24 protein-coding genes and 1 tRNA gene are annotated in these 26355 nt (G+C 47.6%); 17 read left to right on the top strand and 8 right to left on the bottom strand.

Translation table 11 applies throughout. The features are described 5' to 3' along the window. Positions 1 to 6 precede the first annotated feature (6 nt). A complete protein-coding gene (gene glnE, locus DEU30_RS11020; RefSeq protein WP_114982163.1) occupies positions 7 to 2856 on the top strand; it encodes a bifunctional [glutamate--ammonia ligase]-adenylyl-L-tyrosine phosphorylase/[glutamate--ammonia-ligase] adenylyltransferase in 2850 nt (949 codons plus the stop codon). On the opposite strand, the gene lpxL is transcribed toward glnE, so the two are convergent. Then, positions 2832 to 3773: an LpxL/LpxP family Kdo(2)-lipid IV(A) lauroyl/palmitoleoyl acyltransferase gene (gene lpxL, locus DEU30_RS11025; RefSeq protein WP_034822497.1), complete on the bottom strand. Its 942-nt coding sequence runs from the start codon at positions 3771 to 3773 to the stop codon at positions 2832 to 2834. The two genes, glnE and lpxL, sit on opposite strands and share 25 nt — an antisense overlap. Positions 3774 to 3873: 100 nt before the next feature. Continuing rightward, a complete protein-coding gene (tolC, locus tag DEU30_RS11030; RefSeq protein WP_114982162.1) occupies positions 3874 to 5259 on the bottom strand; it encodes an outer membrane channel protein TolC in 1386 nt (461 codons plus the stop codon). Between the two features lie 185 nt (positions 5260 to 5444). Here tolC and DEU30_RS11035 point away from each other — a divergent pair, with 185 nt between their 5' ends. From DEU30_RS11035 to rraB, 6 genes are all read left to right on the top strand, one after another. Then, on the top strand, positions 5445 to 6062 hold the full coding sequence (locus DEU30_RS11035) for an NUDIX domain-containing protein (RefSeq protein WP_114982161.1): 618 nt from the start codon (positions 5445 to 5447) through the stop codon (positions 6060 to 6062). A gap of 9 nt (positions 6063 to 6071) precedes the next feature. Next, entirely contained in the window at positions 6072 to 6533 is a 462-nt protein-coding gene (locus DEU30_RS11040; protein WP_110013979.1) for a DUF1249 domain-containing protein, read from the top strand. Between the two features lie 66 nt (positions 6534 to 6599). Further along, positions 6600 to 8492 (top strand): DNA topoisomerase IV subunit B, encoded by a 1893-nt coding sequence (parE, locus tag DEU30_RS11045; protein WP_114982160.1) that lies wholly within the window; start codon positions 6600 to 6602, stop codon positions 8490 to 8492. A 26-nt stretch (positions 8493 to 8518) separates the two neighbouring features. Beyond that, a complete protein-coding gene (gene parC / locus DEU30_RS11050) occupies positions 8519 to 10762 on the top strand; it encodes a DNA topoisomerase IV subunit A (RefSeq protein ID WP_011235181.1) in 2244 nt (747 codons plus the stop codon). Positions 10763 to 10775: 13 nt separating this feature from the next. After that, positions 10776 to 11516: a 1-acylglycerol-3-phosphate O-acyltransferase gene (locus DEU30_RS11055; RefSeq protein ID WP_011235180.1), complete on the top strand. Its 741-nt coding sequence runs from the start codon at positions 10776 to 10778 to the stop codon at positions 11514 to 11516. Then, entirely contained in the window at positions 11513 to 11899 is a 387-nt protein-coding gene (gene rraB, locus DEU30_RS11060) for a ribonuclease E inhibitor RraB (RefSeq protein WP_114982159.1), read from the top strand. Before DEU30_RS11055 ends, rraB begins: the two co-directional genes overlap by 4 nt. A gap of 122 nt (positions 11900 to 12021) precedes the next feature. Here the strand turns inward: rraB and DEU30_RS11065 are convergent, their stop codons facing one another. Genes DEU30_RS11065 through pepA form a run of 3 tightly spaced genes read right to left on the bottom strand, consistent with a single transcriptional unit; the run spans position 12022 to position 16835 of the window. Continuing rightward, positions 12022 to 14871 carry a valine--tRNA ligase gene (locus DEU30_RS11065; RefSeq protein ID WP_011235178.1) on the bottom strand — a complete coding sequence of 950 codons (2850 nt, stop codon included), beginning with the start codon at positions 14869 to 14871 and terminating at the stop codon, positions 12022 to 12024. Positions 14872 to 14878: 7 nt separating this feature from the next. Then, positions 14879 to 15328, bottom strand: coding sequence for a DNA polymerase III subunit chi (locus tag DEU30_RS11070; protein WP_114982158.1), 450 nt, complete (start codon positions 15326 to 15328; stop codon positions 14879 to 14881). Position 15329: 1 nt separating this feature from the next. Continuing rightward, a complete protein-coding gene (gene pepA / locus DEU30_RS11075; protein WP_011235176.1) occupies positions 15330 to 16835 on the bottom strand; it encodes a leucyl aminopeptidase in 1506 nt (501 codons plus the stop codon). 133 nt (positions 16836 to 16968) lie between these two features. On the opposite strand from pepA, the gene lptF reads away from it, so the two are divergent. Together lptF and lptG are read left to right on the top strand one after the other, a co-directional pair. Then, positions 16969 to 18078 carry an LPS export ABC transporter permease LptF gene (lptF, locus tag DEU30_RS11080; RefSeq protein ID WP_181396972.1) on the top strand — a complete coding sequence of 370 codons (1110 nt, stop codon included), beginning with the start codon at positions 16969 to 16971 and terminating at the stop codon, positions 18076 to 18078. Then, positions 18078 to 19148, top strand: a complete 1071-nt coding sequence (gene lptG / locus DEU30_RS11085; RefSeq protein ID WP_114982157.1) for an LPS export ABC transporter permease LptG — start codon at positions 18078 to 18080, stop codon at positions 19146 to 19148. Before lptF ends, lptG begins: the two co-directional genes overlap by 1 nt. Before the next feature lie 23 nt (positions 19149 to 19171). Here lptG and DEU30_RS11090 read toward each other — a convergent pair whose 3' ends face one another. After that, the gene (locus DEU30_RS11090; RefSeq protein ID WP_114982156.1) at positions 19172 to 19681 is read right to left on the bottom strand and encodes an RDD family protein; all 510 of its coding nucleotides are present in this window, start codon (positions 19679 to 19681) and stop codon (positions 19172 to 19174) included. A 197-nt stretch (positions 19682 to 19878) separates the two neighbouring features. Between DEU30_RS11090 and DEU30_RS11095 the strand changes: the two genes are divergently transcribed. Further along, positions 19879 to 19964: transfer RNA gene (locus DEU30_RS11095), tRNA-Leu, on the top strand. A gap of 69 nt (positions 19965 to 20033) precedes the next feature. On the opposite strand, the gene DEU30_RS11100 is transcribed toward DEU30_RS11095, so the two are convergent. Together DEU30_RS11100 and DEU30_RS11105 are read right to left on the bottom strand one after the other, a co-directional pair. Continuing rightward, positions 20034 to 20621 carry a hypothetical protein gene (locus DEU30_RS11100; protein ID WP_114982155.1) on the bottom strand — a complete coding sequence of 196 codons (588 nt, stop codon included), beginning with the start codon at positions 20619 to 20621 and terminating at the stop codon, positions 20034 to 20036. Positions 20622 to 20658: 37 nt separating this feature from the next. Continuing rightward, positions 20659 to 21015 (bottom strand): hypothetical protein, encoded by a 357-nt coding sequence (locus DEU30_RS11105; RefSeq protein WP_114982154.1) that lies wholly within the window; start codon positions 21013 to 21015, stop codon positions 20659 to 20661. A 194-nt stretch (positions 21016 to 21209) separates the two neighbouring features. On the opposite strand from DEU30_RS11105, the gene rnr reads away from it, so the two are divergent. From rnr to rplI, 7 genes are all read left to right on the top strand, one after another. Further along, positions 21210 to 23519, top strand: a complete 2310-nt coding sequence (rnr, locus tag DEU30_RS11110; protein WP_114982153.1) for a ribonuclease R — start codon at positions 21210 to 21212, stop codon at positions 23517 to 23519. Continuing rightward, the gene (gene rlmB / locus DEU30_RS11115; RefSeq protein WP_110013988.1) at positions 23516 to 24262 is read left to right on the top strand and encodes a 23S rRNA (guanosine(2251)-2'-O)-methyltransferase RlmB; all 747 of its coding nucleotides are present in this window, start codon (positions 23516 to 23518) and stop codon (positions 24260 to 24262) included. The genes rnr and rlmB overlap by 4 nt, the downstream gene beginning before the upstream one ends. Continuing rightward, positions 24252 to 24683, top strand: coding sequence for a signaling protein (locus DEU30_RS11120; protein ID WP_114982152.1), 432 nt, complete (start codon positions 24252 to 24254; stop codon positions 24681 to 24683). The genes rlmB and DEU30_RS11120 overlap by 11 nt, the downstream gene beginning before the upstream one ends. Positions 24684 to 24820: 137 nt before the next feature. Next, entirely contained in the window at positions 24821 to 25171 is a 351-nt protein-coding gene (gene rpsF, locus DEU30_RS11125; protein WP_011235168.1) for a 30S ribosomal protein S6, read from the top strand. 24 nt (positions 25172 to 25195) lie between these two features. Continuing rightward, the gene (gene priB / locus DEU30_RS11130) at positions 25196 to 25495 is read left to right on the top strand and encodes a primosomal replication protein N (RefSeq protein WP_011235167.1); all 300 of its coding nucleotides are present in this window, start codon (positions 25196 to 25198) and stop codon (positions 25493 to 25495) included. Positions 25496 to 25505: 10 nt separating this feature from the next. Continuing rightward, complete coding sequence (gene rpsR / locus DEU30_RS11135) at positions 25506 to 25733, top strand: 30S ribosomal protein S18 (protein WP_011235166.1); 228 nt, start codon at positions 25506 to 25508, stop codon at positions 25731 to 25733. Positions 25734 to 25774: 41 nt separating this feature from the next. Continuing rightward, positions 25775 to 26227, top strand: a complete 453-nt coding sequence (gene rplI / locus DEU30_RS11140) for a 50S ribosomal protein L9 (protein ID WP_034822523.1) — start codon at positions 25775 to 25777, stop codon at positions 26225 to 26227. The last annotated feature ends 128 nt before the right edge of the window (positions 26228 to 26355 follow it).

The raw sequence follows: 26355 nt of genomic DNA on the forward strand, positions 1-26355 counted from the left end.
GTGGTTATGCAGACTCCCGACAACAAACTGATGAGCGAGACTGAAACAACCTGGGAACGTTTTAAAGAGGTTGCAGAGAGTATTACACTCACAGCTGAACAGGAGCAAATATTACGGGCATTATTCGCTGTCAGCCCGTTCATTGGCAGGGTTGCGGAAAGTTACCCAGAGCATCTTTTAACCGACTTTTTTGACGACGGTGGAACGAGTATTTGTTTGGTTGATGCTGACAGCTACGGTGACCGTATAGCAGAGTCGTTAAATCAAATAACGCATGACGATGACGCAAAAAAATGCCTCCGCAGGCTACGGCACTGTTGGATGGCGAAGCTGGCCGCAGCCGACATCCTGCAGCAAGTGTCGTTAAAAGAATCTTTGCACCACTACAGTACCTTTGCTGATGCAGCAATCAATAAGAGTCTGCAGTGGTTGTTTGAACGTTTTGTCCAACGTCACGGTAAACCGCTAGATGCTAATGATCAGCTAATGCCAATGCTGGTCATTGGAATGGGCAAGCTGGGCGGAAAAGAGCTGAATTTCTCGTCCGACATTGACCTTATTTTTGCTTTTCCTGAACAAGGCGAAACCCAGGGGCCCGGACGTAATCTGGAGCACGGGGTTTTTTACAAGCGGCTGGCGCAGTCACTTATTGGGTTACTTGACGAGACGACTGCAGACGGGCAAGTGTTTCGGGTCGATATGCGGTTAAGGCCTTTCGGTCAGTCGGGTCCTCTGGTAACCAGTTTGAATGCGCTGGAACATTACTATCAGGAGCAGGGGCGTGACTGGGAACGTTACGCCATGGTTAAAGCCCGTATGATAGGGGCAGATGAACAGTATGAGCAAGCGTTTCAGCAGTTGATACGACCTTTCGTTTACCGCCGCTATATTGATTTTGGCGCCATTGAAGCGCTGCGTAAAATGAAGCTTTTGATTACCCAGGAAACCCGCCGACAGGGAGTTAAAAATAACATCAAGCTGGGTGCCGGCGGGATTCGTGAAGTTGAGTTTATTGTTCAGGCGCATCAGCTTATCCGCGGGGGGCAGGAAAAATCACTGCAGACACGTTCAGTTTATATCGCCATGAACGGCCTGGTGGAACTGGATTTGATAAGCTCGGAGCATGCCAGTCAGCTATTAAAAGATTACGAGTATTTGCGGGTTATTGAGCACCGCCTGCAACAAATTGATGACCAGCAAACTCAGCAATTACCCAGCGATGAAACTGGCCGCGCACGGTTGTGCACAATGCTGAATGAACCTGAGTGGGAAACCTTGCAGAGAAAAATAGACAAGTGCATGGAGCGCATTCATGCTGAGTTCCAGCAAGTGGTTGGCGCGGAGTCTGAAGATGACGAGGATGAACAAGGCTTGCAGGTTTTGTGGCAGGACATGCTGGATGATGATGCTGCGATAGAAATCATAGAGAGCGAGGGCGTTGATGAACCTCAGGCATTATGGACTCTGATTAAAAACTTTCGCCAGGAGAGCCGCCGTCGTAGTTCGGGCCCAAGAGGGCGTTCAGCGTTAGCTAGGTTAATGCCCATAATGCTCCGGCATGCCATTCAGCATCAGCACCCGGAGCGGCTACTGGAAAGGCTGCTTTCTATTATCAAGGCGGTTATGAGTCGAACGGCGTACATTGAACTGCTGGCGGAAAACCCCGGCGCCCGCGAGCAGCTTTGCAAATTGTGTATGGCGAGCCCATGGATCTCTGAACAGTTGGCTTTGCACCCCATACTTCTGGATGAACTGATTGACCCGCAGCAGCTATACAGCCTACCTGAGTCAAAGGACTATGCGGCCGTGCTGCGCGAATATCTTGTACGTATTCCTGAACAAGATCTGGAAACTCAAATGGATGCGTTGCGTCAGGCTAAGCAGGCGCTGCAACTGAAAATTGCTGCAGCGGATATCAGTGGCGTTTTGGAACTGATGAACGTTAGTGATCATTTGAGTGCGCTGGCAGAAGCCACTATTTCTCAAGTGGTCGGTCTGGCCTGGCAACATCTGACTCAAAAACATGGGAAGCCCGCGGGAACCAGTATCGATAATACCGGGTTCGCAGTATTGGGATATGGGAAACTAGGCGGGCAGGAGCTGGGTTATGGTTCCGATCTTGATCTCGTTTTTGTAACGGATGCTAATTATCAGGGACAGACAGACGGTCAACGACCGATTGAAGTTCAGCAGTTTTACTTACGACTGGCGCAACGAATTCTGCATTTATTTACTACCCGTACCGTTGCAGGCATTTTGTATGACGTGGATTTACGCTTGCGCCCGTCAGGGCAGGCTGGTTTACTGGTGACGCAGGTGAGCTCTTTTGCCCGTTATTTGCGCGACGACGCCTGGACCTGGGAGTTGCAGGCACTGGTGCGTGCGCGGCCTGTATTCGGCGTTCCGGCTTTAAGGGATACAGTTATGGATATACGCCGGAGTGTTCTTTCTCAACAACGAGATGAACACGAACTGCGTCAGAATATCGTTAGTATGCGAGAAAAAATGCGTGAGCATCTGACCCAAAGAAACAGTCGGAAGTTCGACTTAAAACAAGACCCGGGTGGTATCGCTGATATTGAATTTATTACTCAGTACCTGGTTCTGCGTTACGCACATCAATATCCGGAGCTATGCAAATACAGTGATAACGTCAGGCTTCTGACCGAAGCGCAACAGTTACACCTACTTACAGAGGTGGACGCTCAGAATTTAATTAACGCATTTCAGATTTTCCGCTGTGAGAGTCATTCGCTGGCGTTGCAGGGGGAGCAGTTATTGGAGGAGCACAACCTGGACAGCGAACGTCAGGCTGTGCTCAATTGCTGGAATCATTTATTGGAAGATGACTTGTAGTAGCTTGGCATGTCAGGGTCGGGGCGGGTTTTAAACCTGCGGTGAACCCAGAGGTACTGGGCCGGAGCTTTTAGAATGGCGTCTTCCACCAAACCATTAACGCGTTCGGCATCCGCTTTCTTGTCTCCCGTGGGGAAATTTTCAAGGGGCGGTTCGTAAAAGAGATCGTAACCGCTTCCGTCGTCACGTCTGACGCAACGGCTAACCATGACTTTGCAGTTCGGGTTGCGGGCAAAAAGCATAGTACCCAAGGTTGTTGAAGCATCTGGTACTTCAAAGAACTTAACAAACTCGACGCGACGACGGCCATAATCCTGATCCGGAAGATAGCCGGCGATATCACCTTCGGTCAGTGATCTCATCATCGCTTTAACATCGCGACGCTGGATCATATATTTGTTTGAACGCCCTCTGCCGCGGGTTTGTAAGAACTCCATGACCGCATTATTATGTGGGCGGTAAAGACCTACAGCTGGCTCGACAAAGCCATGTAAGCGGGCATGAACTTCTAAGCTCAGGAAGTGAAAGAGCAATAACAGTACGCCGCTGCCATCCTCCTGCGCCTTACGTAAGTGCTCTTCACCATGGACGTGTAGCTTACGTTTAATTCGCCAGTTCGGCCACCACCAGGCCATGCCAACTTCAAAGTATGCGATTCCGGTATTTTTCATATTTTCGGTTAGCAATGCCTCGATCTTCTCATTGCTGTATTCCGGGAAGCAAAGCTTTAAGTTGGTACGGGCTATATTCACCCGGCGCGGCATGAGTTTTTTAAACAACAACCCCAACCCGCGGCCCATGGCAAGCTGTAGCCGATAAGGCAGCCATGACACGCTATACAGGATGAAAACACCGAGCCAGGTAAGCCAAAACTTAGGATGTAAAAAGTAGAATTTAAATTTGGGAGGTTCGATCACAGCTGATGTCGCTTATTATTCGCTATTTGCCGCGGATAGTAACATAAAAATTCTAAAATGAGGCACCGCCAATAGTCAGGCGGTGCCACGGTCTGCGCAACTAGTCTGCGGCAGTGCCTTGTACGTTTTCAGAAAGACTGCTGTTAATCGCCATCAGGTCTTGTTCCTGCAGTTGTCCAGCGGCTTTTTCCAGAGTCAGCACTTGACGGATGTAGCCATAGCGCGCTTCTGACAAGTTACGTTTTGCATTGTAAAGGTTACGAGTACTGTCCAGCACATCAACAATAGTACGAGTACCTACTTCAAACCCTGCTTCTGTGGCTTTTAAAGCACTTTCGGCAGAAACAACTGACTGTTGAAATGCTTTAATACTGGCAATCGACGCAGAGACTTCATAAAAAGAGTTACGAACTTGGCGCTCCACATTACGGCGGGTCTGCACCATTTGTTGACTGCTAACAACGTAGTTATCCCGTGCTTGCGCAATTTCAGATGACGTGCGGAACCCGGAGAAAATAGGAACACTGACATTCAGACCAATCGAACGGCTGTCGAGTCGGGGCAAATTCGTTGTCTGCTCTTGTCCATTATCGCCGGTAATTGTGCGCTCGTTATCACTTGTGGAATAGCGTGCCTCTAAAGATACTGTAGGGTAGTGTCCACTTTGCTGCAGTTTTATTTGTTGCTCTGCAATTTCTACCTGTACCTGACTCTCCAGTAAACTCAAGTTAGCATTTTCAGCTTTTTTAACCCATGTTTCGATGTTGTCAGGAGATGGATCGCTCGGAGAAAATGTTTCAGTGTTTAGGGCCGCGAGATCTTGTGGGTAGCGACCAGTAATTTCACGAATGTCTTCCAAAGCAATTTTGACTGCATTCTTGGCCTGAATTTCACTAGCGACAGCGCTATCATACTGAGCTTGTGCTTCGTGGACATCAGTAATAGCTGTTAAACCTACCGAAAAACGCTGTTTCGTTTGTTCAAGTTGGCGTTCAATGGCTTTTTTCTCAGCTTCAGCGAAAGATAAATCGTCGCGCGCCTGCAAAGCCTGAAAATAAGCATTAACAACACGGATCATTAAATCTTGCTGAGCGTTACTGTAGGCAACTTCTGCCTGGTATGCTTGTTTTTCTGCAATATCTGCATTTTTCCAGACACTCCAGTCAAAAAGGCTTTGATTAAGACTTACACCTGCACTCCAGCCATTGCTGTCAGTATCAAAAACCTGAATGCCGGATTCAAAAACCAGAGGTGATTCGCTGGTCGAGTCAGTGTAACCTGCGTCACCTGTAATTTGTGGCAGGAATCCTGACTTGGCAATATCAATGCCTTTTTGTGCGGCGTTTCGCTCCGCTGCGGCACTTAATAGGGTCGGGTCGTTATCAACGGCTAAACGATAAATTTGAGCCAAATCTTCAGCGTTTGACGTAAAAGATACTGTGGTCAGTGCCAGACCGACGGCTGCCGACAAAATATGCTTTTTCATGGTAGTCAGTTTCCTGTTACTTAACGTGCAATTGTTCAATGATTGCGCATAGTTTACATACAGTGTTGAATGATTACCAGTGTAAATGATTTGCGCAGATAGTTTAAGAAAAACATGGTTTCAGAATTCGCTCAAGTGTAACAGAATGTTTGTCTTATCCGCCTATGTAAAAAAGGACACTAAGTATGACAATTCGTTTTCACCGGAATGATGTGAAAGTAAAGGAAAAGGCACCTCTTTATCAAGGTTTTTTATCGGTTTATCGCTATTCTTTACAACATCGGCTGTTCTCTGGTGACTGGAGTCCGGAGATAAACAGGGAGTTAATGGAACGCGGGCACGCTGTTGTGGTTATTCCTTATGACCCAGTCCGCGATGAACTGGTTGTTCTGGAGCAGTTCAGGGTTGGTGCACTCGACGACAGAAATGGGCCATGGTTGTTTGAGTTCGTTGCCGGTATGTTTGACGCGGACGAGAGCTCAGAGGAAGTGGCCACGCGTGAATTAGAGGAAGAAGCTGGATTAAAAGCTAAGCGGCTAATTTACGCTACCAGCTATTATTCAAGCCCGGGTGGTACCGACGAGAAACTGACTATTTATATTGCCGAAGTCGACAGTCAATCGGCTGCCAGTTTTGGCGGGTTAGCTGAAGAAGACGAAGATATTCGAGTCCACGTTTTACCCAGAACAGAAGTTATTGGCATGCTCGAACGTGAAGAAATCAACAACGCGGCAAGTGTTATTGGGTTACAATGGTTGCTATTACATCGTGATAAGGTGTTCTCTGACCAGGAGCAAAACTGAGGTTTTATTATGCAACAGCGCTATGTTGTCGACGTTGCGGAACTGCACCGACTAACCGAACTAAATTACGCAGGCCTTTTACCGCTGCTGTCTCAGCTTGAATCTGAAGCTGAGGTAACGCTCTACGCGGGCGAAAATTTGGCTTTCAATTTACGTAACGTCAGTGAATCGCGATACACCTCAGATATTGAAATTGAGCAATTAAAGCCAAACTGGGCGGATTACTTGCAGGCGAAAATGACGGTAAGATTATACCATGATGTGCGTATGGCTGAGATCATATCCAGTCAGGGTGTTACCCGATTAGCGGCACGTTATCAACAACCTAACCGCGAAATGCGGCACCGGGACGAAAAGCATCAGGTTAATCAGTTTTTGGCTGACTGGTTAACCTTGTGTCGAAAGCAAGGTCATATTCAACCAAAACTCAGTGAAGCCGTTCAGAAATTTATGCCTTACTACTTCAAATAGACGTCAGTTAGCGGTAAATTGAGGCACACTTTTCGCGGATCGAGCCAATAATAAAAACAGGGACTCATGACAGACTATAAATCCGACTCCATTGAGGTGCTGAACGGACTGGAACCGGTTCAGCGCCGCCCCGGTATGTACACTGACACCTCTCGACCTAATCACTTGGGTCAGGAAGTTATAGATAACAGTGTCGATGAAGCTCTGGCGGGGCACGCTAAGTCATTACTTGTTGTTTTGCATCCCGATCAATCTCTCGAAACGACAGATGATGGACGGGGAATGCCGGTGGATATCCACCCGGAAGAGGGGGTTCCCGGCGTTGAGCTGATTATGAGCAAACTGCACGCCGGCGGTAAATTTTCAAATAAAAACTATCAATTCTCCGGTGGTTTGCACGGTGTGGGGATTTCAGTTGTTAATGCGCTTTCTAAGCGCGTTGAGCTGACTATTAAGCGTGACGGCCAGGTTTATGAAATGGCCTATGAAAACGGTGATAAAGTCAGCGAGCTGGAGGTTACCGGTACCGTAGGCAAGAGAAATACCGGCACCCGGGTTCACTTTTGGCCAGACCCTCAATATTTCGATTCGGCAAAATTCTCGGTTACCAAACTAAAACATATTTTGCGAGCTAAGGCGGTACTCTGCCCCGGGCTTAAAATAACCTTCCGCAACAAAATAGATGACACAGAAGATACCTGGTTCTATCAGGACGGTCTGACTGACTACCTGGTGGAAGCGGTAAAAGATGTACCGACGTTGCCGGAAATGCCGTTTGACGGAAGTTTTAGTTCTCAGACTGAAGGTGTTGACTGGGCCGTTACCTGGCTCCCGGAAGGCGGTGAAGGGGTCTCAGAAAGTTACGTTAACCTCATTCCTACTACGCTCGGCGGTACTCACGTTAATGGATTGCGTCAGGGCTTGCTGGAAGCCATGCGCGAGTTTTGTGAGTTTCGTAATTTGTTACCCAGAGGTGTCAAATTAACACCAGAAGATGTCTGGGAGCGTTGCAGTTATATCCTGTCGACAAAAATGCAGGATCCGCAATTTGCCGGACAGACCAAAGAGCGTTTGTCATCCCGTCAGTCGGCCAGTTTTGTTTCCGGTGTGGTAAAAGACGCTTTTAGCCTGTGGCTGAATGAGCATACCGATCAAGCCGAACTTTTAGCCGATGTGTGTATTAGTAACGCGCAGCGACGCTTAAAAGCCAGTAAAAAAGTTGTTCGTAAAAAAGTAACTCAGGGTCCGGCGCTGCCTGGCAAGCTCACCGACTGCTCAAGTCAGGAACCTGGCCGCAGTGAATTGTTTTTAGTGGAAGGGGACTCGGCAGGAGGCTCTGCTAAGCAAGCCCGCGATCGCGAGTTTCAGGCGGTGATGCCGTTGCGGGGAAAAATCTTAAATACCTGGGAAGTCGACCCGGAGCAAATTTTAGCCTCGCAGGAAATTCATGACATTTCGGTAGCTGTCGGAGTCGACCCAAACAGTGTTGATTTAGACAAGTTGCGGTATGGAAAAATTTGTATTCTTGCTGACGCCGATTCCGACGGTCTGCACATTGCCACCCTATTGTGCGCATTGTTTGTGAAACATTTCAGACCTTTGGTCGAGCATGGCCATATTTTTGTAGCCATGCCGCCGTTGTATCGTGTCGACGTGGGCAAAGAAGTGTTTTATGCGTTAGATGAAGCAGAAAAGCAGGGAATTCTGGATCGGATTGAAGCAGAGAAACGCAAAGGCAAAGTCAATGTGCAGCGTTTCAAAGGTCTGGGCGAGATGAACCCGCTGACACTACGAGAAACCACCATGGATCCTAATACCCGCCGGTTAGTCCAGTTGACCATTGATGACGGCGAAGTAATGGAAGAGTTAATGGATATGCTGTTAGCGAAAAAACGCGCTGGTGATCGCCGTACCTGGCTGGAAAGCAAAGGTAACATGGCCGATTTGGCTGAACTGTAAGCACTTGTGAGCAAGGAGAAGTCAGAATGACGACGGAAGTTACAGAAACCCGCCCACTGAGTCGCTTTACCGAAGAGGCCTACCTTAATTACTCCATGTACGTAATTATGGACAGGGCACTGCCAAATATTGGCGATGGCCTGAAACCGGTACAGCGACGCATTGTTTACGCAATGTCAGAGCTGGGTTTGTCTGCATTAGCAAAATATAAAAAATCGGCTCGTACCGTGGGTGACGTGCTGGGTAAGTTCCACCCGCATGGTGACAGCGCCTGTTATGAAGCAATGGTATTAATGGCGCAGCCCTTTACCTATCGTCATCCTCTGGTGGATGGTCAGGGTAACTGGGGTTCTCCGGATGACCCTAAGTCTTTTGCGGCTATGCGTTATACCGAAGCCCGGTTGTCTAAGTTCAGCGAAGTGCTGCTGAGTGAACTGGGTCAGGGCACAGTTGACTGGATACCGAACTTCGACGGTACCATGAAAGAACCACAGGTTCTGCCCGCGCGGTTACCTCATATATTATTGAACGGCGTTACCGGCATTGCTGTTGGTATGGCGACGGATATTCCTCCGCACAATGCCCGTGAAGTAGCAAATGCTTGTGCGATGTTACTGGAAAAGCCCGGCAGCCAGCTTGAAGATATAATGGAAGTGTTGAAGGGTCCGGATTATCCGACGGATGCAGAAATCATTACGCCGTCGGAAGACATCGTCAAACTGTATGAAACCGGGCGTGGCAGCATTAAAATGCGAGCTTGTTACAGCGTTGAAGACGGCGAAATTGTTATTACGGCGCTGCCACACCAAGCCTCAGGTGCAAGGGTTTTAGAGCAAATAGCGCATCAGATGCAGGCGAAAAAACTTCCTCTGGTATCTGACCTGCGGGATGAGTCTGACCACGAAAATCCGACCCGGTTGGTTGTGGTTCCGCGTTCAAATCGAGTCGATACCGAACAGTTAATGAACCACTTGTTTGCTACCACCGATTTAGAGAAGCAGTATCGGGTTAATCTGAATATTCTCGGCTTAGACGGTCGGCCAAAAGTGAAGCCTTTGGTGGGCATTTTGAAGGAGTGGCTGGAATTCCGTCAGACCACTGTTACCCGCCGTTTGCAGCATCGTTTAGATAAAGTGCTGGCGCGTTTGCATATTCTGGAAGGCTTACTCATTGCTTATCTGAATATTGATGAAGTTATTGAGATTATTCGTACAGAAGACAAGCCGAAAGAAGAACTGATGAGTCGCTTTGCGCTTACCGATAAGCAAGCTGAAGCGATTCTTGAATTGAAATTACGCCACTTAGCTAAATTGGAAGAAATGAAGCTGACTGGCGAACAAGATGAATTGAATAAAGAACGAGAAAAGCTTGAGACCTTGCTGGGCTCTGATCGTCGTCTGAAAACTTTGATTAAGAAAGAATTGCTGGCGGATGCTGAGAATTATGGTGATGAACGTCGTTCGCCTATTGTTGAACGTTCTGAAGCAAAAGCGCTAAGCGAACGAGACTTAACACCTGCTGAAGCGGTCACTGTTGTGCTCTCTAAAAAAGGCTGGGTACGTACAGCCAAAGGTCATGATATCGAGGGTGATAAGCTCAGTTATAAATCGGGCGACAGCTATCTTGCTTCGGCTGAAGGGAAGAGTAACCAACCGGTCGTTTTTCTTGATAGCTCAGGTAAGAGTTTCTCCTGTGAGGCACATCTACTTCCATCGGCACGGAGTCAGGGGGAACCTCTGACCGGACGTTTCAGTCTGGTTGCTGGTGAGAATGTCGAGCATGTTTTAATGGCAAAAGATGAAAGCCATTTGCTGCTGGCGTCTGACGCAGGCTACGGGTTTGTTTGTCAGTTTAGTGATTTAGTCAGCCGTAATAAAAATGGTAAAGCTATTATTACATTACCTACCGGGGCTAAGATCCTGCCGCCGAATAACGTGAATGACCTGCAACACGACAAAGTCATTGTTATTTCCAATGAGGGTCGGATGTTGGTGTTCCCGGTTGCAGACTTACCCCAGTTGAGCAAAGGAAAAGGGAATAAGTTAATCAGTATTCCGGCCTTAAGAGCGCAGTCCCGCGAGGAGTATGTGGTTGCTTTAGCTACCGCCGCGCCGGATGCCGCTATTACCCTGATTGCAGGTAAACGCAAACTGACTCTGAAGCCGGCTGATTTAGAACATTATTACGGAGAACGTGGTCGCCGGGGCAATAAACTGCCGCGCGGGTTACAACGTGTCGACGGAATAGTGGTTGAGGAAAACAAGGATTAATTGGGGAGTTTGAATGTTAGCCTTGTTGCGATGGTTGTTTCTTGGCGGTTTTGTTGTGGTGTTTGGTGTCGTAGGCTGCTTGTTTTGCATTGTCCGCCCTTTTCACCGTAACAATACCTATCGTTTTGCCCATATCTTTGGTTGGGCAATACGGGTTTTGGGGATGCGAATTGAGGTCAGCCGGCACCCGGATATCGAAAAGGGTGGGCCTTATGTCTTTATTTGTAATCATCAAAATAGCTGGGAAATTTTCACCATAGCAGCAATGCTGCCAAAAAATACGGTGACTGTTGGCAAGAAGAGCCTTAGGTGGATCCCCTTTTTCGGCTGGCTCTACTGGTTGGCAGGCAATATCCTTATAGACAGAAAAAATGCCGGTAAAGCCCATGGCACAATCGGGCAGACGGCTGATGTAATAAAGCGGCGCGATATTTCGGTATGGATGTTTCCAGAAGGCACTCGCAGTTACGGGCGTGGTTTGTTGCCATTTAAAAACGGTGCATTTCATACTGCTTTTCGTGCCCAGGTGGATGTCGTGCCGGTCTGCGTGTCTGAATTACACGGTAAGATAAAGATGAACCGCTGGAACAACGGTGTGTTAAAAGTGGCGTTTCTTGAACCGGTGAGAATTGCCAATTATCAGCGAGAGAACCTACGTGAATTAAGTGCTCACTGTCATCAAAAAATGGATGATAAAATTAAGCAGTTAAACGCGAGCATTGAGCAAGAACAGGCTAAAAAGGAAAAAACATGAGTCGAGATCTTAATGATCTACTTACGCAAAGTGAAGAAACTGTACAGGCTTTGATTGCTGATGGTGCAGAAACAGAACTCTTGTATGAAATTGAACATCACTTAGCCAGCCAGGACTTCACCAAATTGGAAAAAGCCGCTGTTGAACTGGTTAAGCAGGGGTATCATGTGGACGATGCCGACGAGTTTGAAGACGAACGTGGCAAGCGTTGGTTTGCGTTTATGGCGGTCACCGACGCTGAGCTTGATAACGATATTCTCAACCGTCAGGTGCGTGAAATAGCCGCTATTGCTGACGAATGCGAAGTTGAATACGACGGCTGGGGCACGCTGATTGAAGACGAAGAACTTGACGATGAAGGCTTAGATGACAGAGAGGAGTGAGCCTCTCTCTGCTTTTATTAGCAATTCAAGGTTACAAGTTTTGTTTTAGAATAGATGACGTTAAAAAAAGCCCGAATCTAATGATCCGGGCTTTTTTTGTTCAGCAATGGCGTCGTACAAAATTAGAGAGCTTTAATTTTGTCCTGCTGCTCCTGCAACTGTTTTAGCGTTGTTTCAGCCTCTGAAAGCTTTTCACGTTCTTTGGCAATGACCGCTTCAGGTGCTTTACTGACAAAGTTATCATTGCTTAACTTGCCATTCAGGCGCTGCCACTCTTTATTCGCTTTCTCAATAGACTTTTGCAGACGTTGCAGCTCAGCTTCTTTATCAATTAAACCGGCCATTGGAATGTGTAGCTTCAACGTATCAACCAGCGCAGTCATACTGGCTGGTGCGTCATCGTCGCTTTCAATAAACTCAATAGACTCCAGTTTTGCCAGGCTACTCAGGAAGCTTTCATTGTTTTGAATACGACCTTTTGCCATTGCATCGGCATTTGAGAGTAACAGCGGTAGCGGCTTATTCGGTGATAAGTCCATTTCACCGCGAATATTACGAATAGCCAAAATAACGCGCTTAAGCCACTCCATGTCCTGCATTGCCTGATGGCTGACGTTGTCCTCAACCCGCGGGAACGGCTGCAGCATAATAGTATCATCTGTATTACCAACCAGCGGTTTAACACGTTGCCAGATAGTTTCGGTAATGTAAGGCATAACCGGGTGTAGTAAACGCAGTAACTGCTCTAAAACATTCACCAGTGTGTGGCGGGTACCGCGTTGCTGTGATTCAGTACCATTTTGCAGCACCGGTTTAGTGAGCTCCAGATACCAGTCACAGAATTGGTTCCAGGTAAACTCGTACGCAATAGCCGCAGCCTGATCAAAACGGTAGGTATCCAAAGCCTGACGAAAGTCTTTTACTGTGCTGTTAAAACGGGCAATGATCCATTCGTCTGCCAGTGACAGGGTCATATCGTCGTTTTCAAGCCCACAGTCATGTTCTTCGGTGCTCATCAGCACGTAACGGCTGGCGTTCCACAGCTTGTTACAGAAGTTGCGATAACCCTCCAGGCGTTTCATGTCCCAATTGATATCGCGACCTGTTGAGGCAAGCGCAGTTAATGTAAAACGCAGTGCATCGGTTCCGTGAGCGGTGATACCTTCTGGGAATTCCTTGCGGGTGCGCTTTTCAATTTTCTCGCGCATTTTAGGCTGCATCAAATTCGCAGTACGTTTAGCGACCAGCTCGTCAGCACTAATGCCGTCAATCATGTCCAGCGGATCTAATACATTACCTTTAGACTTAGACATCTTCTGGCCTTCCTCGTCACGAATAAGACCGGTCACATAGACCTTCTTAAACGGTACTTGCGGTTGGCCTTCTTCGTCTTTCATAAAGTGCATGGTCATCATGATCATGCGGGCAACCCAGAAGAAAATAATGTCAAAACCGGTAACCAGCACATCGGTCGGATGGAAGGTTTTTAAGTCCTCGGTATTTTTGGGCCACCCTAAAGTCGAAAACGTCCACAACGCCGAAGAGAACCAGGTATCCAGTACGTCTTCGTCCTGCTGTAACGGCGTATCGCCTAAATTATGTTTTTCCCGCACTTCTTCTTCGGTGCGACCAACATAGACATTGCCTTGTTCGTCGTACCATGCCGGAATGCGGTGTCCCCACCATAACTGACGCGAAATACACCAGTCCTGAATGTCGCGCATCCAGCTGAAATACATGTTCTCATACTGCTTGGGCACAAACTCAATGCGGCCATCTTCAACCGCTGCCGTAGCCTGTTTCGCCATAGGTTCAACGCGGACATACCACTGGTCGGTCAAATGCGGTTCAATAGGAACACCACCACGGTCGCCATAAGGTATTTTGTTGGTGTGCTTTTCAATTTTTTCCAGTAAACCAAGCTCGTCAAATTCGGCAACAAGCTGTTTACGAGCCTCGAAACGCTCTTTACCAGCGTACTGTTCAGGTAATATACCGTTAAATCCGTTCAGCTCTTCAAGCGTTTCACCCGTACTGGTGTAAAGGCCGGCTTTTGCCATAACATGAGCCGTGTCATCAAAAATGGAAATCATGCCAGTTTGATGACGCTTGCCAATTTCGTAGTCGTTAAAATCATGTGCCGGGGTTACCTTTACGCAACCGGTACCGAATTCGCTGTCAACGTGATGGTCGGCAACTATCGGAATACGGCGGTTAACAATAGGTAACTCAAGGAATTTACCGACTAAATGAGCGAAACGCTCGTCGTCGGGATGCACGGCAACACAAACATCGCCTAACATGGTTTCCGGGCGGGTGGTCGCGACCACCAAATGGTCTTTACCGTCTTCCGTTTTCTCACCATCGGCGAGCGGATAGCGTAAATACCAGATATAACCTTGTTGTTCTTTGTTCTCGACTTCTAAGTCAGAAATAGCGGTCTGCAGAGCAGGATCCCAGTTTACCAGGCGCTTACCACGGTAAATCAGGTTGTCTTCGTGCAGTTTTACGAACACTTCACGGACCGCATCTGAAAGGCCTTCGTCCATAGTGAAACGTTCGCGATCCCAGTCTACTGAGTCGCCCAGGCGGCGCATTTGTTGGGTAATAGTGCCGCCCGATTGTTCTTTCCACTCCCAGATTTTATCGATGAACGCGTCACGACCGAGCTCCTGACGGGTTTGTCCCTGAGCCGCTAACTGGCGCTCAACAACCATTTGCGTGGCGATACCGGCGTGGTCAGAACCTACTTGCCAAAGGGTATTAAGGCCGTCCATGCGCTGGTAACGGGTAAGCGTATCCATAATCGTGTGTTGGAAGGCATGACCCATATGCAGACTGCCGGTAACATTGGGCGGCGGAATCATAATCGAGTAGGGATCGCCTTTACCTGAAGGCTTAAAATAGCCTTTGTCTTCCCATTGTTGGTAGAGATCTTGTTCTATCGCTGCAGGGGAGTATGTTTTATCCATAATGACCTTACTTCTGTTCGGATGTCAGGGGCTCGGTTTGCATTTGGCAACCGCGCGCCCTGTAATGTTTGTAACGCTCGCGAGCTGTTTTTTTGCCATTGTCATCGGCTGGAACAATGTCATAGAGCTGTTGGCTCTGCTGGGCTTGTACCGGAATCTCTTCCGCCAGGTTAAACAGTGCATAACCCGGACGGTTTTTTACTGCATCCGCCTCAGGCCAGCAAAACTCTACCGGAGCACCAGTGGCCGGGCCTTCGCCGTGTAAGTTATGCGGAATAAAAGCATCACTTGGTTGTTGCCACAAGAGTTCGTCCAAAGCTTCAGCCTGCTGCTGATTACGCGCCCAGACCCGCAACTTTTTATGCTTTCGGTACAGTTGCGCTATCTTATCGCAGATAAGCCGGTTTTGCTCATCTTCAGCTTCGCCCGGCATTAAGAAAAAGGTGGCTGACGACATTTTATTCAGCTGCCTCGGTGTTGCACCGGTTAATTAAGAACTGAGTTAACAGTGGAACCGGGCGCCCCGTTGAACCTTTGTCTTTACCACCTTGCCAGGCAGTACCTGCGATATCCATGTGCGCCCAGTTGTACTTTTTAGTGTAACGCGAGAGGAAACAGGCAGCAGTAATAGTACCAGCTTCACGACCGCCAATATTCGCCATATCCGCGAAAGGACTGTCCAGCATCGACTGATACTCGTCCCAAAGCGGCATGCGCCAGGCTTTATCGCCACTTTGCTGGGCTGCATTCAGAATTTCGTGTGCTAGCGGGTTGTGCTGGCTGAGCACGGCAGAAGCATGACTGCCTAAAGCAATAACGCAGGCGCCTGTGAGAGTCGCTAAGTCAATCACCGATTCAGGTTCAAACCGCTCAATATAAGTGAGGGTATCGCACAATACCAGTCGGCCTTCTGCGTCAGTATTGAGTACTTCAACGGTTTGGCCGCTCATCGTGGTTAATATGTCACCCGGGCGGTATGCTTTGCCATCTGGCATGTTCTCACAACCGGCGACCGTGCCAATAACGTTAATAGGTAGCTGCAATTCGGCCAGAGCCTGCATGGCACCTAAAACACCAGCTGCGCCGCCCATATCGTATTTCATTTCATCCATATTGGCGGAGGGCTTAATTGAAATACCGCCAGAATCAAATGTCAGACCTTTACCAACCAGCACAATGGGAGCTTGATCATCGGCTGCGCCTTTATAATGCATTAATGTGAGTACTGACTCATGCTCGGAACCCCGGCCTACCGCTAAGTATGCATTCATACCCAGCTTTTCCATTTCGGCTTCTTCAACCGTGGCAACCGTTAAATTGTCGTAATTATCAGCCATTAATTTGGCTTGATCGGCCAGATAACGAGGCGTGCAAATGTTAGGCGGCATATTTGCTACGTTGCGGCAAATATCCATTCCGGTTGCCACGGCTAATGCATGCTGCACAGCTTGTTCGCCCAAAGCCAGTTCTTTACGGCTTGGAACGTTAAAAACCAATTTGCGTAACGGGCGGCGAGGCTCTTCTTTTTTACTTTTGAGCTCATTAAAGTTGTACAATGTTGCCCGTGCAGACTCTACCGCCTGGCGAACTTTCCAGTAGGTATCGCGACCTTTAACGTGCAGTTCACTAAGAAAGCACACCGCTTCCATTGAACCTGTTTCGTTCAAAGTGTTCATAGTACGAGCGATAATCTGGCGGTACTGACGCTCATCGAGTTCGCGTTCTTTACCACAGCCGACCAGTAAAACTCGTTCGGCAAGAATATTCGGGACATGATGTAACAGCAAAACCTGGCCGGATTTACCTTCGAGGTCTCCGCGGCGTAATAGGTTGCTTAAATAACCATCACTGACTTTGTCTAATTGTTCGGCAACGCCAGACAGACGACGAGGTTCAAATACGCCAACAACGATACAAGCAGAGCGTTGTTTTTCCGGATTACCACTTTTGACGCTGAACTCCATGACAGTGCTCCTGTTTCAGGTGGCTTCAATGCCTGCTATAGTTTCGCTATAAAGACACTTTGTTGTTAAAATAACAAGTTTACTTAAAAATCACAGCTATTCCAGTAAAAACCTAAGTTATGAGTGAACGCCAGTGCGCATATTCCGATATTTGATCAGTGAAACCTTGAAGTCGCAGCTTGCTGTGCTTTTTATCCTGATGACAATTTTTGTCAGTCAGAAATTTGTCCGTGTGTTATCGGATGCGTCAGAAGGGGACATACCGGGCGCTATTATTTTTCAGCTGTTGTCGTTGAACCTGCCGGCATTATTGTCACTGATTTTGCCTCTTAGCCTGTTTTTAGGGATTTTACTGGCTCACGGACGTATCTACGCCGACAATGAAATGACCGTTTTGCACGCTTGTGGCGTCAGTGAGTGGTACGTAACCCGGGTAACGCTGGTGCTCTCACTGATTCTGGCTATTATCACCGCGTCTTTTACTTTGTGGCTGGTGCCCTGGTCGCTTGATCAGGAGCAAAAACTAGAAGATAAAGCTCGTTCAGAAAGCGGACTCACCGCGCTTATGCCGGGGCGATTTCAGCAAGCCAGCAACCAGAAGGCGGTTATTTTTGTACAAAGTGTTGGCGATGAGGGTGATTTGGAGGAAGTTTTTGTTGCGCAGCACACGCACAATCAGGGCGAGTTACAGTCCGGTAGTGTGGTGATGGCCAAAACCGGCAAAGTGATTAGTGAAACAACCGGCTCGCAATGGCTGGAGCTGGGTCAGGGAAAACGTTATGCCGGCGATGACGACAGCTATCAGATGATGTCGTTCGACAGTTATCAATTGCAAATTAAAGAGCAGCAGGCAAGTGAGCAATTACGAAAACTTGAGGCTTACCCAACTGTTGAACTGTTATCGCGGAAAGAACCGGCAGCGATTGCTGAATTACAGTGGCGTATTGCTATTCCGCTGGCAATGCCGTTACTGACACTTATTGCGGTGCCACTAAGCCGGGTAAACCCGCGTCAGGGTAAGTTCGGAAGAATGGCGCCGGCGCTGCTTATTTATCTGGGGTACTTTTTATTGCTTATGGCAGCTAAGTCAGCCATTCGGGACGGCGTTATTCCGCCTATTATTGGCTTGTGGTGGATACACTTCATTTTGCTGATTTTTGGGTTGGCTCTGGTGGGTAAGGGGCGTCCGCTCGGGTTGAGGTTACTGGCAAACTTGCGCTTTGGCGCTGCGCGGGGGCACTGATGTTTAGTATTCTAGATAAATACATTGGGCTTTCCGTATTACGGACATCGCTTCTAAGTCTGGCCGTATTAACCGGGCTTTCCTCGTTAATCCGCTTTGTCGAGCAGCTTAAAGCGGTGGGTCGCGGCGACTACAATGTTATGGATGCAGTACTCTTTGTGTTTTACAGCCTGCCGCGTGATGTTGAAACTTTCTTTCCAATGGCTGCCTTACTCGGAGGACTTATTGGCGTGGGCATGCTGGCCAGTAATTCCGAGTTAGTGGTTATGATGGCCGCCGGGCGATCGCGTTTAAACATTATTGGTGCGGTAATGAAGTCCGCCATTATTATGATGGTTGCGGTTATGGCCATTGGAGAGTGGATAGCGCCACCGATGGAAGCTCAGGGCCGGGCCATACGCTCGCAGGCTATTTCCGGCGGTAGCTTAATATCCGCTCAACAGGGTGTGTGGGCAAAAGATGGTTCGGACTTTATCAATATTGGCGAAGTCGAGGATACCGGACGACTTAACGATGTATTGATTTACGACTTCAATGACAATCGTGAATTGCAAAAAGTAACTTACGCCCGAACGGCTAATTTTAGCGGTGACAAATGGCGTATGCAGCAAGTGACTGTAACGCAGCTTGATGATAGCCGCATGTTACGTGATGAAAAACCAAGTATGGTTTGGCAATCGAGCTTAACGCCCGATAAACTCGGAGTGGTGACCATAAAGCCTGAATCGCTTTCTATTACGGGGTTGCTGGACTACTTAACTTACCTGGAGAGTAACCAGCAATCTGCGGAGCGCTACGAACTGGCGTTATGGCGGAAACTTTTCGCACCGATAACGGTGGCGGTTATGTTGTTGGTGGCCTTGTCTTTTATTTTTGGTCCGCTTCGTTCAACGACCATGGGCGCCCGTATATTACTTGGTGTCATTACTGGTTTTGGCTTCCATGTCAGTAATGAAATTTTTGGTCCGCTGGCTCAGGTTTATCAAATTCCGGCTATTGTGGGGGCTTTATTACCCAGTATTTTATTTGCCGGAGTGGCGGTTTACTTTATGCGGGGGCGTACGGCCTGACAATTGGCCGTACCTCTTAAAGGCTAAAGTTCATTCCAGTAGAACAGCTGGTTTGCTTCTTTTGAAAGCGTGACAACTTCGGTGCCGGCAGCATAATCCTGCCAGGCACGTTTGTTTTTAAAATCTACCAGAACCCAGAGGTTTCCAAGGCCAGCACAACAGGTAAGCAGCCTGATGAAAACCTGACGATTAGTCAGTCGTGAACCATCACGATTCTGGAGCTTCAGACGCCACGCGCGCATGCCTAAGGTTTGACCCGAACGCTTCCAGAACCAGCCAAAAAATAGCGAAACAACGGAAATAAGATACAAACTGTACCAAGGTCCCTGAGCCAGCCAGGCGGCGTGATCCATTCCTTCTGGCAGCACTAACCAGTCAAAGGCAGTCAGCAGCGCGGCAAAGAGTAAAGCCACAGCTGAAGCGAGCATAATAATAGCTACTGCGACTAAAAAGTCATAAACCCAGGAGACAAAACGTCTGGGGAAGCCAGCACTGGGGAAACTGGCGTGTAATTTTTGCGCTTCGGAACTCATGTGAAACTCAGTTAACTCAATCGTGTTTTAATCATATCATGAGCTAAGCGGGCTGACAGCTATCTCAATTGTACAAGGAATCAGCAGTTAGTTGGATTATAAGGCGTTTTAGTGAATTATTGCTTGATTAGAGGGAGTGGACGAGTATAATTCCGTCCCGTTGCTTTGTTATGCAACGCCTTCACCTTATAAAGCATGGCGCTGTGGTGGAATTGGTAGACACGCCTGATTCAAAATCAGGTTCCTTCTGGGAGTGACGGTTCAAGTCCGTCCAGCGCCACCAAGTTTTTCCCTTCGTCGTTAGTAGGTAAAATGCCAGAAGCGCAAAAGCACTTCTGACATATAACCGATCTCAGTCAATGACCTCATGATGATTTATCGCTGAAATAATTTCAGCAAAAGTTGAGGGCAGGTGGTAAACGTTCACTGATTCACCTGTTAATTCAGCTATTCTAAGCGATGACACTACGCCACAGACTTCTCCCTCGTTAATCACAAGAAGAAAGTCACGACCACTGGCTTTGAGCGTTGCTGCCGCGTCGCCGATTTTCGCTTTCTTTAAGTCTTCAAGTTTGACCTGTGGTAATGCAACCAGAGGCAACATCAACTCTTTTACTGCTAATTCCCGCCAGCCAATTTGTTTGACGGTACTTAGCTGAGTTGCTTTACGACCGTGAAGCTCACGCAGCGCAAGTAAACCTGTCATTTCATCACTTTGATTTTTTATGCAGGCATAACGCCGATTGGCACCACGAAGTTTTTGCTCGGCGTCGCTGACCAGAGTGCCCTCTTTTATTTCGAGAGGAGATACTTTTGTGAAATCATCAACAACATGCATAGCGCTATCGTGCCAGCTAATTAATGGTTGATGCTCATAGTTGTGGTGTATTGCAATTTTATCGGCTGCAGAAGACCATTGAATTTCTTTAAACTCACTCATGACAAACTCCTTTAAAAATTAGAAAAATACAGAATTTTTAAAGGTGAGCGGGTGGTCCCCTGACGAGGTGCCAATTCCATTGAGTCAGTTTTGGTTTACTTTTTCTCTGAGCCGGAGGAACAAGCGCCTGAACGCTTTGAAACACTCTTGATGAGACATCTATTGCTTTGTCGAATTCGGGCTCTTCAGCCTGAATCTCAAAAACGGATGATGAGAGATCGGCAACGAAAACTGAGTCAGGGGTTGGCTGACCTGTTAGATGTTTTTCGGCGTTTTCAGCCGATGCTGCATAGCTGGAAGTACTAAATGCGACAAGCAATAAGCACAGCAATAGCTGATAGCATCCTTTTTGGAGCCAGTTTATTTCAGCTTTATGTACTGCGTATTTTTGCATTTGTTTGATCTTAGTAAATGTCTCAGTTCACAAATTAGAGTATATAGGATGATTCGACAACTCATTTTTTACCTATTAAGTAATACATGGGTATGTTTTGTTCAAAATACAAGCTAAGCACTGACATTATGACTTTCAGCACGTATACTGTTGCCCATCGGTTCTCCTTAACCGTGCAACTACAATAGGATTCTATGTCAGATAATCAACAGAACAACAGTACGCCAGAATATGAAGTTGAAATTCCGGGCCGTGAGCAATTGCTTGAACTGGTAACCTCAAACAGTAAGCCGGTTCAGTTTGATGAGTTCATTCGTCACTTTGGTTTAGATGATGAACGACAGGCAATTGGTTTGAAACGGCGTTTGCGCGCTATGGAGCGCGACGGACAACTGATATACAGCAAAGCGAATGCTTATGGCCTGCCTGAGCGTATGGATTTGATCAAAGGTCGTATTATTGGTCATAAAGACGGTTTTGGATTTTGTCAGACTGAAGATGGCGGTAAAGACCTGTTTATTCCGCATCATCAAATGTATTCAGTTTTGCATGGTGATCGCGTTCTGGTCAAAACCAGCGGCAAAGATAGCCGTGGTCGCACCGAAGGCCGTATCGTAAGAGTTACAGAGCCCCGCGACAGTAATATTGTCGGGCGTTACTTCATTGAACATGGTCTGGGCATAGTGGTACCGGATGATGGCCGTGTCAGTCAGGATATTCTTATTCCGGACGCGGATAAAAATGGTGCGCGTCATGGACAGCTTGTGGTCGTTGAAATTACCCGGCGCCCAAGCCGCCGGACCAGCCCTATTGGCCGGGTTAGCGAAGTGCTGGGTGAACATATGGCACCGGGTATGGAAATCCAGGTAGCGATTCGTGAGCACGATATCCCGACCGAGTGGCCTGCTGAGGTTGATGAAGAGCTGAAAAAGTATAGTGAAGAAGTCCCGGCCGAGGCCTACGAGGGCCGCAAAGACTTACGAGAACTGCCGCTTATCACTATTGATGGCGAAGACTCCCGCGACTTTGATGATGCTGTTTGTTGTGTGCAGGAAGAGAAAGGCTGGCGCCTTTGGGTCGCAATTGCCGACGTGTCTTATTATGTTCGTCCGGAAACCGTTCTTGATAAAGCGGCAACGGAACGCGGTAACTCGGTTTACTTCCCGAGCAACGTTATTCCAATGCTACCGGAAAAGCTGTCCAATGGTTTGTGTTCGTTAAACCCTGATGTCGACCGTCTGTGTATGGTTGCTGAAATGGAATTAGGGCCTCGCGGAAAACTGAAGTCTACGGAATTTTATCCGGCAGTAATGAAAAGCCATGCGCGGTTGACTTACAATAAAGTTAAAAAGTTACTTGATGGCGATGAAGAACTGCAACAACAGTACCAGCATGTTATGGACAATGTGCAGGAACTGGAGCGACTTTATAACGCATTAAGTGCAGCTCGCAAGCGTCGCTCAGCTATTGAGTTCGATACGCAGGAAACCCGCTTTATTTTCAACGCTCAGCGTAAAATAGAAAGTATCGAACCGGTTAAGCGCCATGTTGCTCATAAAATCATTGAAGAATGCATGATTATGGCAAATGTGGCGTCTGCTCAGCTTATTGAATCTGATAAAGAAGTTGGTGCTTTGTTCCGCGTGCATGAAACCCCAGCGGACGAACGATTGAACAACTTCCGCAGTTTTCTTGGTGAACTGGGTCTGAACCTGGAAGGCGGTGATGAGCCATCTCCAAAAGACTACGCGACTTTACTTGAGCAAGTGAAAGAACGTCAGGATCATGAACTGATTGAAACCATGTTGTTGCGCTCCATGCAGCAGGCGGTATATCAACCAGAGAATAAAGGGCATTTTGGCTTGGCATTAAAATCCTACGCGCACTTTACCTCGCCTATTCGTCGTTATCCGGATCTTATTCTGCACCGCGCGATAAAAGCGATTTTACGCAAGAAAAAAGGCGAAGAGAAAGGTTTAGTGGGTGCCTGGGCGTACTCAGAGAAGCAACTGGACGAACTGGGCGTGCATACCTCAATGACCGAGCGTCGAGCAGATGACGCCACCCGTCAGGTTGACGAATGGCTGAAATGTGAGTTTATGCTTGATCACGTCGGCATGGAATTTGAAGGTATTATTTCCTCGGTAACTAACTTTGGCTTGTTTGTGCGCTTGAGTGACTATCAAATTGATGGGCTGGTTCACATCAGTAATCTTGATAACGACTATTATCACTTCGATCAACAGAAAGGTATGTTGGTAGGCGAAAACAGCAATAGCGTTTTTCGCTTGGGTGACAATGTTAAAGTCAAAGTAAAAGACGTAAATCTGGATGATCGAAAAATTGATTTAACGTTGCTGGAAGCGACGAGTCCGGGTGGCCAGAAACGCAATATGCCAGCTAAAGGTTCAGGCAAAGCTAAGAGAAAAGGACAGTCTCGCGGAAAAGGCGGCCAACGGAAAAGTGGTAATCGCGGCAGCAATAAAGGACGTAGTAAGTCATGAGTCAAAAAGTGACCGTATTTGGCTTGCACGCGGTGCGGGCCATATTAAAAAATCATCCGGATCGTTTAGTGGAACTCTATGTTTCTAAAGAGCGTCAGGATGATTCGGTACGTGATATTGTCAATCAATGCCACGCGACGGGCGTCAGACCTCAATGGGTGCCTAAACAAGCTCTGGAAAAACGCGCGGAAGGCGGGAACCATCAGGGCGTCGTCGCGACCGTTCAGTCGCCGCCTACTTTAACCGAGCATGACTTACCTAAATTACTGGAACAAAGCCAGCAAGCCGGATTGTTCTTAATACTCGATGGCGTGACTGACCCGCATAATTTAGGTGCCTGTCTGCGCACGGCCGATGCAGCGGGTGTTACGGGTGTTATTGTACCAAAAGACAAGTCGGCTCAAATTACCCCGACCGTGCGTAAGGTGGCGTCTGGTGCTGCCGAGAACGTTCCTCTTGTTGTGGTCACCAACTTAGCCAGGGCGCTTCGTGACTTACAGGAATTGGGCGTGTGGGTATACGGTACAGCAGGCGAAGCGACTCAATCTGTTTATGATGTCGATTACAGAGGTCCTGTCGCTTTGGTTATGGGTGCCGAAGGTAAAGGTATGAGACGTCTTACCCGCGAAACCTGTGACGATTTAGTCTCCATTCCTTTGTCTGGTAGTGTCAGTAGCTTAAATGTTTCTGTAGCCAGTGGTGTTTGCTTATTTGAGGTTGTCAGACAGCGCAATGGATCTTAAACGTCGCCTTTTCCCTATAGCCATTGCCCTAGCAATGGTCGCAGTATTGTTTGTCAGCTGGACGCCTAACTGGGAATCGCCTACCTGGCTGCGTTCAGAGAAACCTTATGTCGCTTTTCATTTTGACGTAGAGGGTGACGCAGCTCAGTCTGTGCAGAACCTTGCCTTTGATATTAGTAATCGACTTGATGTCAGGCACGAATGGCACAGAGTTGAGGACAGTAATGCTGAATGGCAAGTCACTCTTGTGTTTGCTGAACAACAGGATGCGGTACAAATTGATGCTACAGCACGTCGCCAGGACAAAATCGTGGATCACATTGTGGTTCGTGGTGAAAAAGCCGTAGCAAACGAATTGGCCGACCGCATTGTTGCTTTACTCAGCTCCCGCATTGAAAAAGCCCATAAAAACGCCGATTAATTTGCAATTGGCGTTCATTTTAGTTAGTATCGCGCGGCTTAAATCAGCCATATTTTCATTTTACTGAATGTGTTCCTTGCTTCTATGTTAGTGCGGCTGAGCTAAACTGAGGCTATACGAACCAAAAGGAAACTGTAATGCGTCATTACGAAATCGTATTTATGGTCCACCCGGACCAAAGCGAGCAAGTACCTGGCATGATCGAGCGCTACAGCGAAACGATCAAGCAAGGTGGTGGTCAAATCCATCGTTTAGAAGACTGGGGCCGTCGTCAATTGGCTTACCCAATCAACAAACTGCACAAAGCACACTATGTTCTGTTGAACATTGAAGCTTCTGCAGAGGTTGTGGAAGAGCTTGAAACTGCATTCCGTTATAACGATGCAGTATTGCGCAATATGATCATGCGTAAAAAAGAATCTATTACTGAGCCTTCGCCGCTGACTAAGCCGAAGGAAGATCGTAAAGGTGACAGTGAAGCAGCGTAAGCTTGCTGACTTTCAATAACCCTTATGAATCGACTGCATTTAACCGGAACGCTTGGCAAAGTACCTAAGCTGGAAACCAGCCCGTCAGGTATTGAGCATTTACAATTAGTGATTGAGCATCGGTCTATGCAACCGGAAGCTGGTATGAATCGTCAATCTTATGTGCGTATTCAGGTCGTTTTAAGTGGTGAAGGTTTACAACACTGGTTAGAAAAATTGACGGTGGGTTGTGAAGTTTTAGCAGAAGGTTTTCTGCACCGTCACGAGGATAGCAATGGCTCACCTCGTTTGGTACTTCATGCTCAGCATCTCGAATTGATTTAAGGAGACCATCATGGCTCGTTTTTTTCGTCGCCGCAAATTCTGCCGCTTTAAAGCAGATGGCGTAAAAGAAATTGATTATAAAGATATCGCTACGCTTAAGAACTACATTACTGAAACTGGTAAAATCGTTCCTAGCCGTATTACTGGAACATCCGCTAAGTATCAGCGTCAGTTAGCGCGCGCTATCAAGCGTGCTCGTTATTTGTCACTGCTGCCTTATACTGATTCACATCAGTAAGCTAGCACCGGTTCGATTACCAAAAGTAGAGGTAGCGAGAAATGAATGTCATTTTGTTAGATAAAATTGCTAACTTGGGAAGCCTTGGCGATCAAGTCAGTGTAAAATCTGGTTATGCACGTAACTTCCTTTTCCCTCAGGGAAAAGCTGTACCTGCAACCAAAAGCAACGTTGATTTATTTGAACAACGTCGCGCTGAGTATGAAGCGAAGTTAGCTGATCAATTAGCAGCCGCTCAAGCTCGTGCTGAGAAAGTTAACGCTCTGGAAGCTGTTACTATTGCTTCTAAAGCTGGCGATGAAGGCAAACTATTTGGCTCTATCGGTACTCGCGACATCGCTGATGCAGTAACAGCTGCCGGCGTTGAAGTGAAGAAGAGCGAAGTTTTAATGCCGCATGGTACATTACGTGAAGTAGGTGAGTTTGATATTGAACTGCACTTGCATGCCGATGTATTTGCAAACATTACATTGAAAGTTGTACCGGCTGAATAAGTCAGTGCACTGTCTGAAAAAGCTGCCTTCGGGCTAATGCTTGTCAGTTAAGCTAACTGGCTGTCGGTTTAGAAGGCGGTCGCATCGGATAACGTTGCGGCCGCCTTTTTATTGAACGAGGGTAATAT

This window comes from Idiomarina sp. 017G (assembly GCF_004362265.1).
GTDB classification, from domain to species: Bacteria; Pseudomonadota; Gammaproteobacteria; order Enterobacterales; family Alteromonadaceae; genus Idiomarina; species Idiomarina loihiensis.

Coding starts and splice junctions, on each gene's coding strand:
- glnE (WP_114982163.1), top strand. CDS start 7: ATGCAGACTCCCGACAACAAACTGATGAGCGAGACTGAAACAACCTGG.
- tolC (WP_114982162.1), bottom strand. CDS start 5,259: ATGAAAAAGCATATTTTGTCGGCAGCCGTCGGTCTGGCACTGACCACA.
- DEU30_RS11035 (WP_114982161.1), top strand. CDS start 5,445: ATGACAATTCGTTTTCACCGGAATGATGTGAAAGTAAAGGAAAAGGCA.
- DEU30_RS11040 (WP_110013979.1), top strand. CDS start 6,072: ATGCAACAGCGCTATGTTGTCGACGTTGCGGAACTGCACCGACTAACC.
- parE (WP_114982160.1), top strand. CDS start 6,600: ATGACAGACTATAAATCCGACTCCATTGAGGTGCTGAACGGACTGGAA.
- parC (WP_011235181.1), top strand. CDS start 8,519: ATGACGACGGAAGTTACAGAAACCCGCCCACTGAGTCGCTTTACCGAA.
- DEU30_RS11055 (WP_011235180.1), top strand. CDS start 10,776: ATGTTAGCCTTGTTGCGATGGTTGTTTCTTGGCGGTTTTGTTGTGGTG.
- rraB (WP_114982159.1), top strand. CDS start 11,513: ATGAGTCGAGATCTTAATGATCTACTTACGCAAAGTGAAGAAACTGTA.
- DEU30_RS11065 (WP_011235178.1), bottom strand. CDS start 14,871: ATGGATAAAACATACTCCCCTGCAGCGATAGAACAAGATCTCTACCAA.
- DEU30_RS11070 (WP_114982158.1), bottom strand. CDS start 15,328: ATGTCGTCAGCCACCTTTTTCTTAATGCCGGGCGAAGCTGAAGATGAG.
- pepA (WP_011235176.1), bottom strand. CDS start 16,835: ATGGAGTTCAGCGTCAAAAGTGGTAATCCGGAAAAACAACGCTCTGCT.
- lptG (WP_114982157.1), top strand. CDS start 18,078: ATGTTTAGTATTCTAGATAAATACATTGGGCTTTCCGTATTACGGACA.
- DEU30_RS11090 (WP_114982156.1), bottom strand. CDS start 19,681: ATGAGTTCCGAAGCGCAAAAATTACACGCCAGTTTCCCCAGTGCTGGC.
- DEU30_RS11100 (WP_114982155.1), bottom strand. CDS start 20,621: ATGAGTGAGTTTAAAGAAATTCAATGGTCTTCTGCAGCCGATAAAATT.
- DEU30_RS11105 (WP_114982154.1), bottom strand. CDS start 21,015: ATGCAAAAATACGCAGTACATAAAGCTGAAATAAACTGGCTCCAAAAA.
- rnr (WP_114982153.1), top strand. CDS start 21,210: ATGTCAGATAATCAACAGAACAACAGTACGCCAGAATATGAAGTTGAA.
- rlmB (WP_110013988.1), top strand. CDS start 23,516: ATGAGTCAAAAAGTGACCGTATTTGGCTTGCACGCGGTGCGGGCCATA.
- DEU30_RS11120 (WP_114982152.1), top strand. CDS start 24,252: ATGGATCTTAAACGTCGCCTTTTCCCTATAGCCATTGCCCTAGCAATG.
- rpsF (WP_011235168.1), top strand. CDS start 24,821: ATGCGTCATTACGAAATCGTATTTATGGTCCACCCGGACCAAAGCGAG.
- priB (WP_011235167.1), top strand. CDS start 25,196: ATGAATCGACTGCATTTAACCGGAACGCTTGGCAAAGTACCTAAGCTG.
- rpsR (WP_011235166.1), top strand. CDS start 25,506: ATGGCTCGTTTTTTTCGTCGCCGCAAATTCTGCCGCTTTAAAGCAGAT.
- rplI (WP_034822523.1), top strand. CDS start 25,775: ATGAATGTCATTTTGTTAGATAAAATTGCTAACTTGGGAAGCCTTGGC.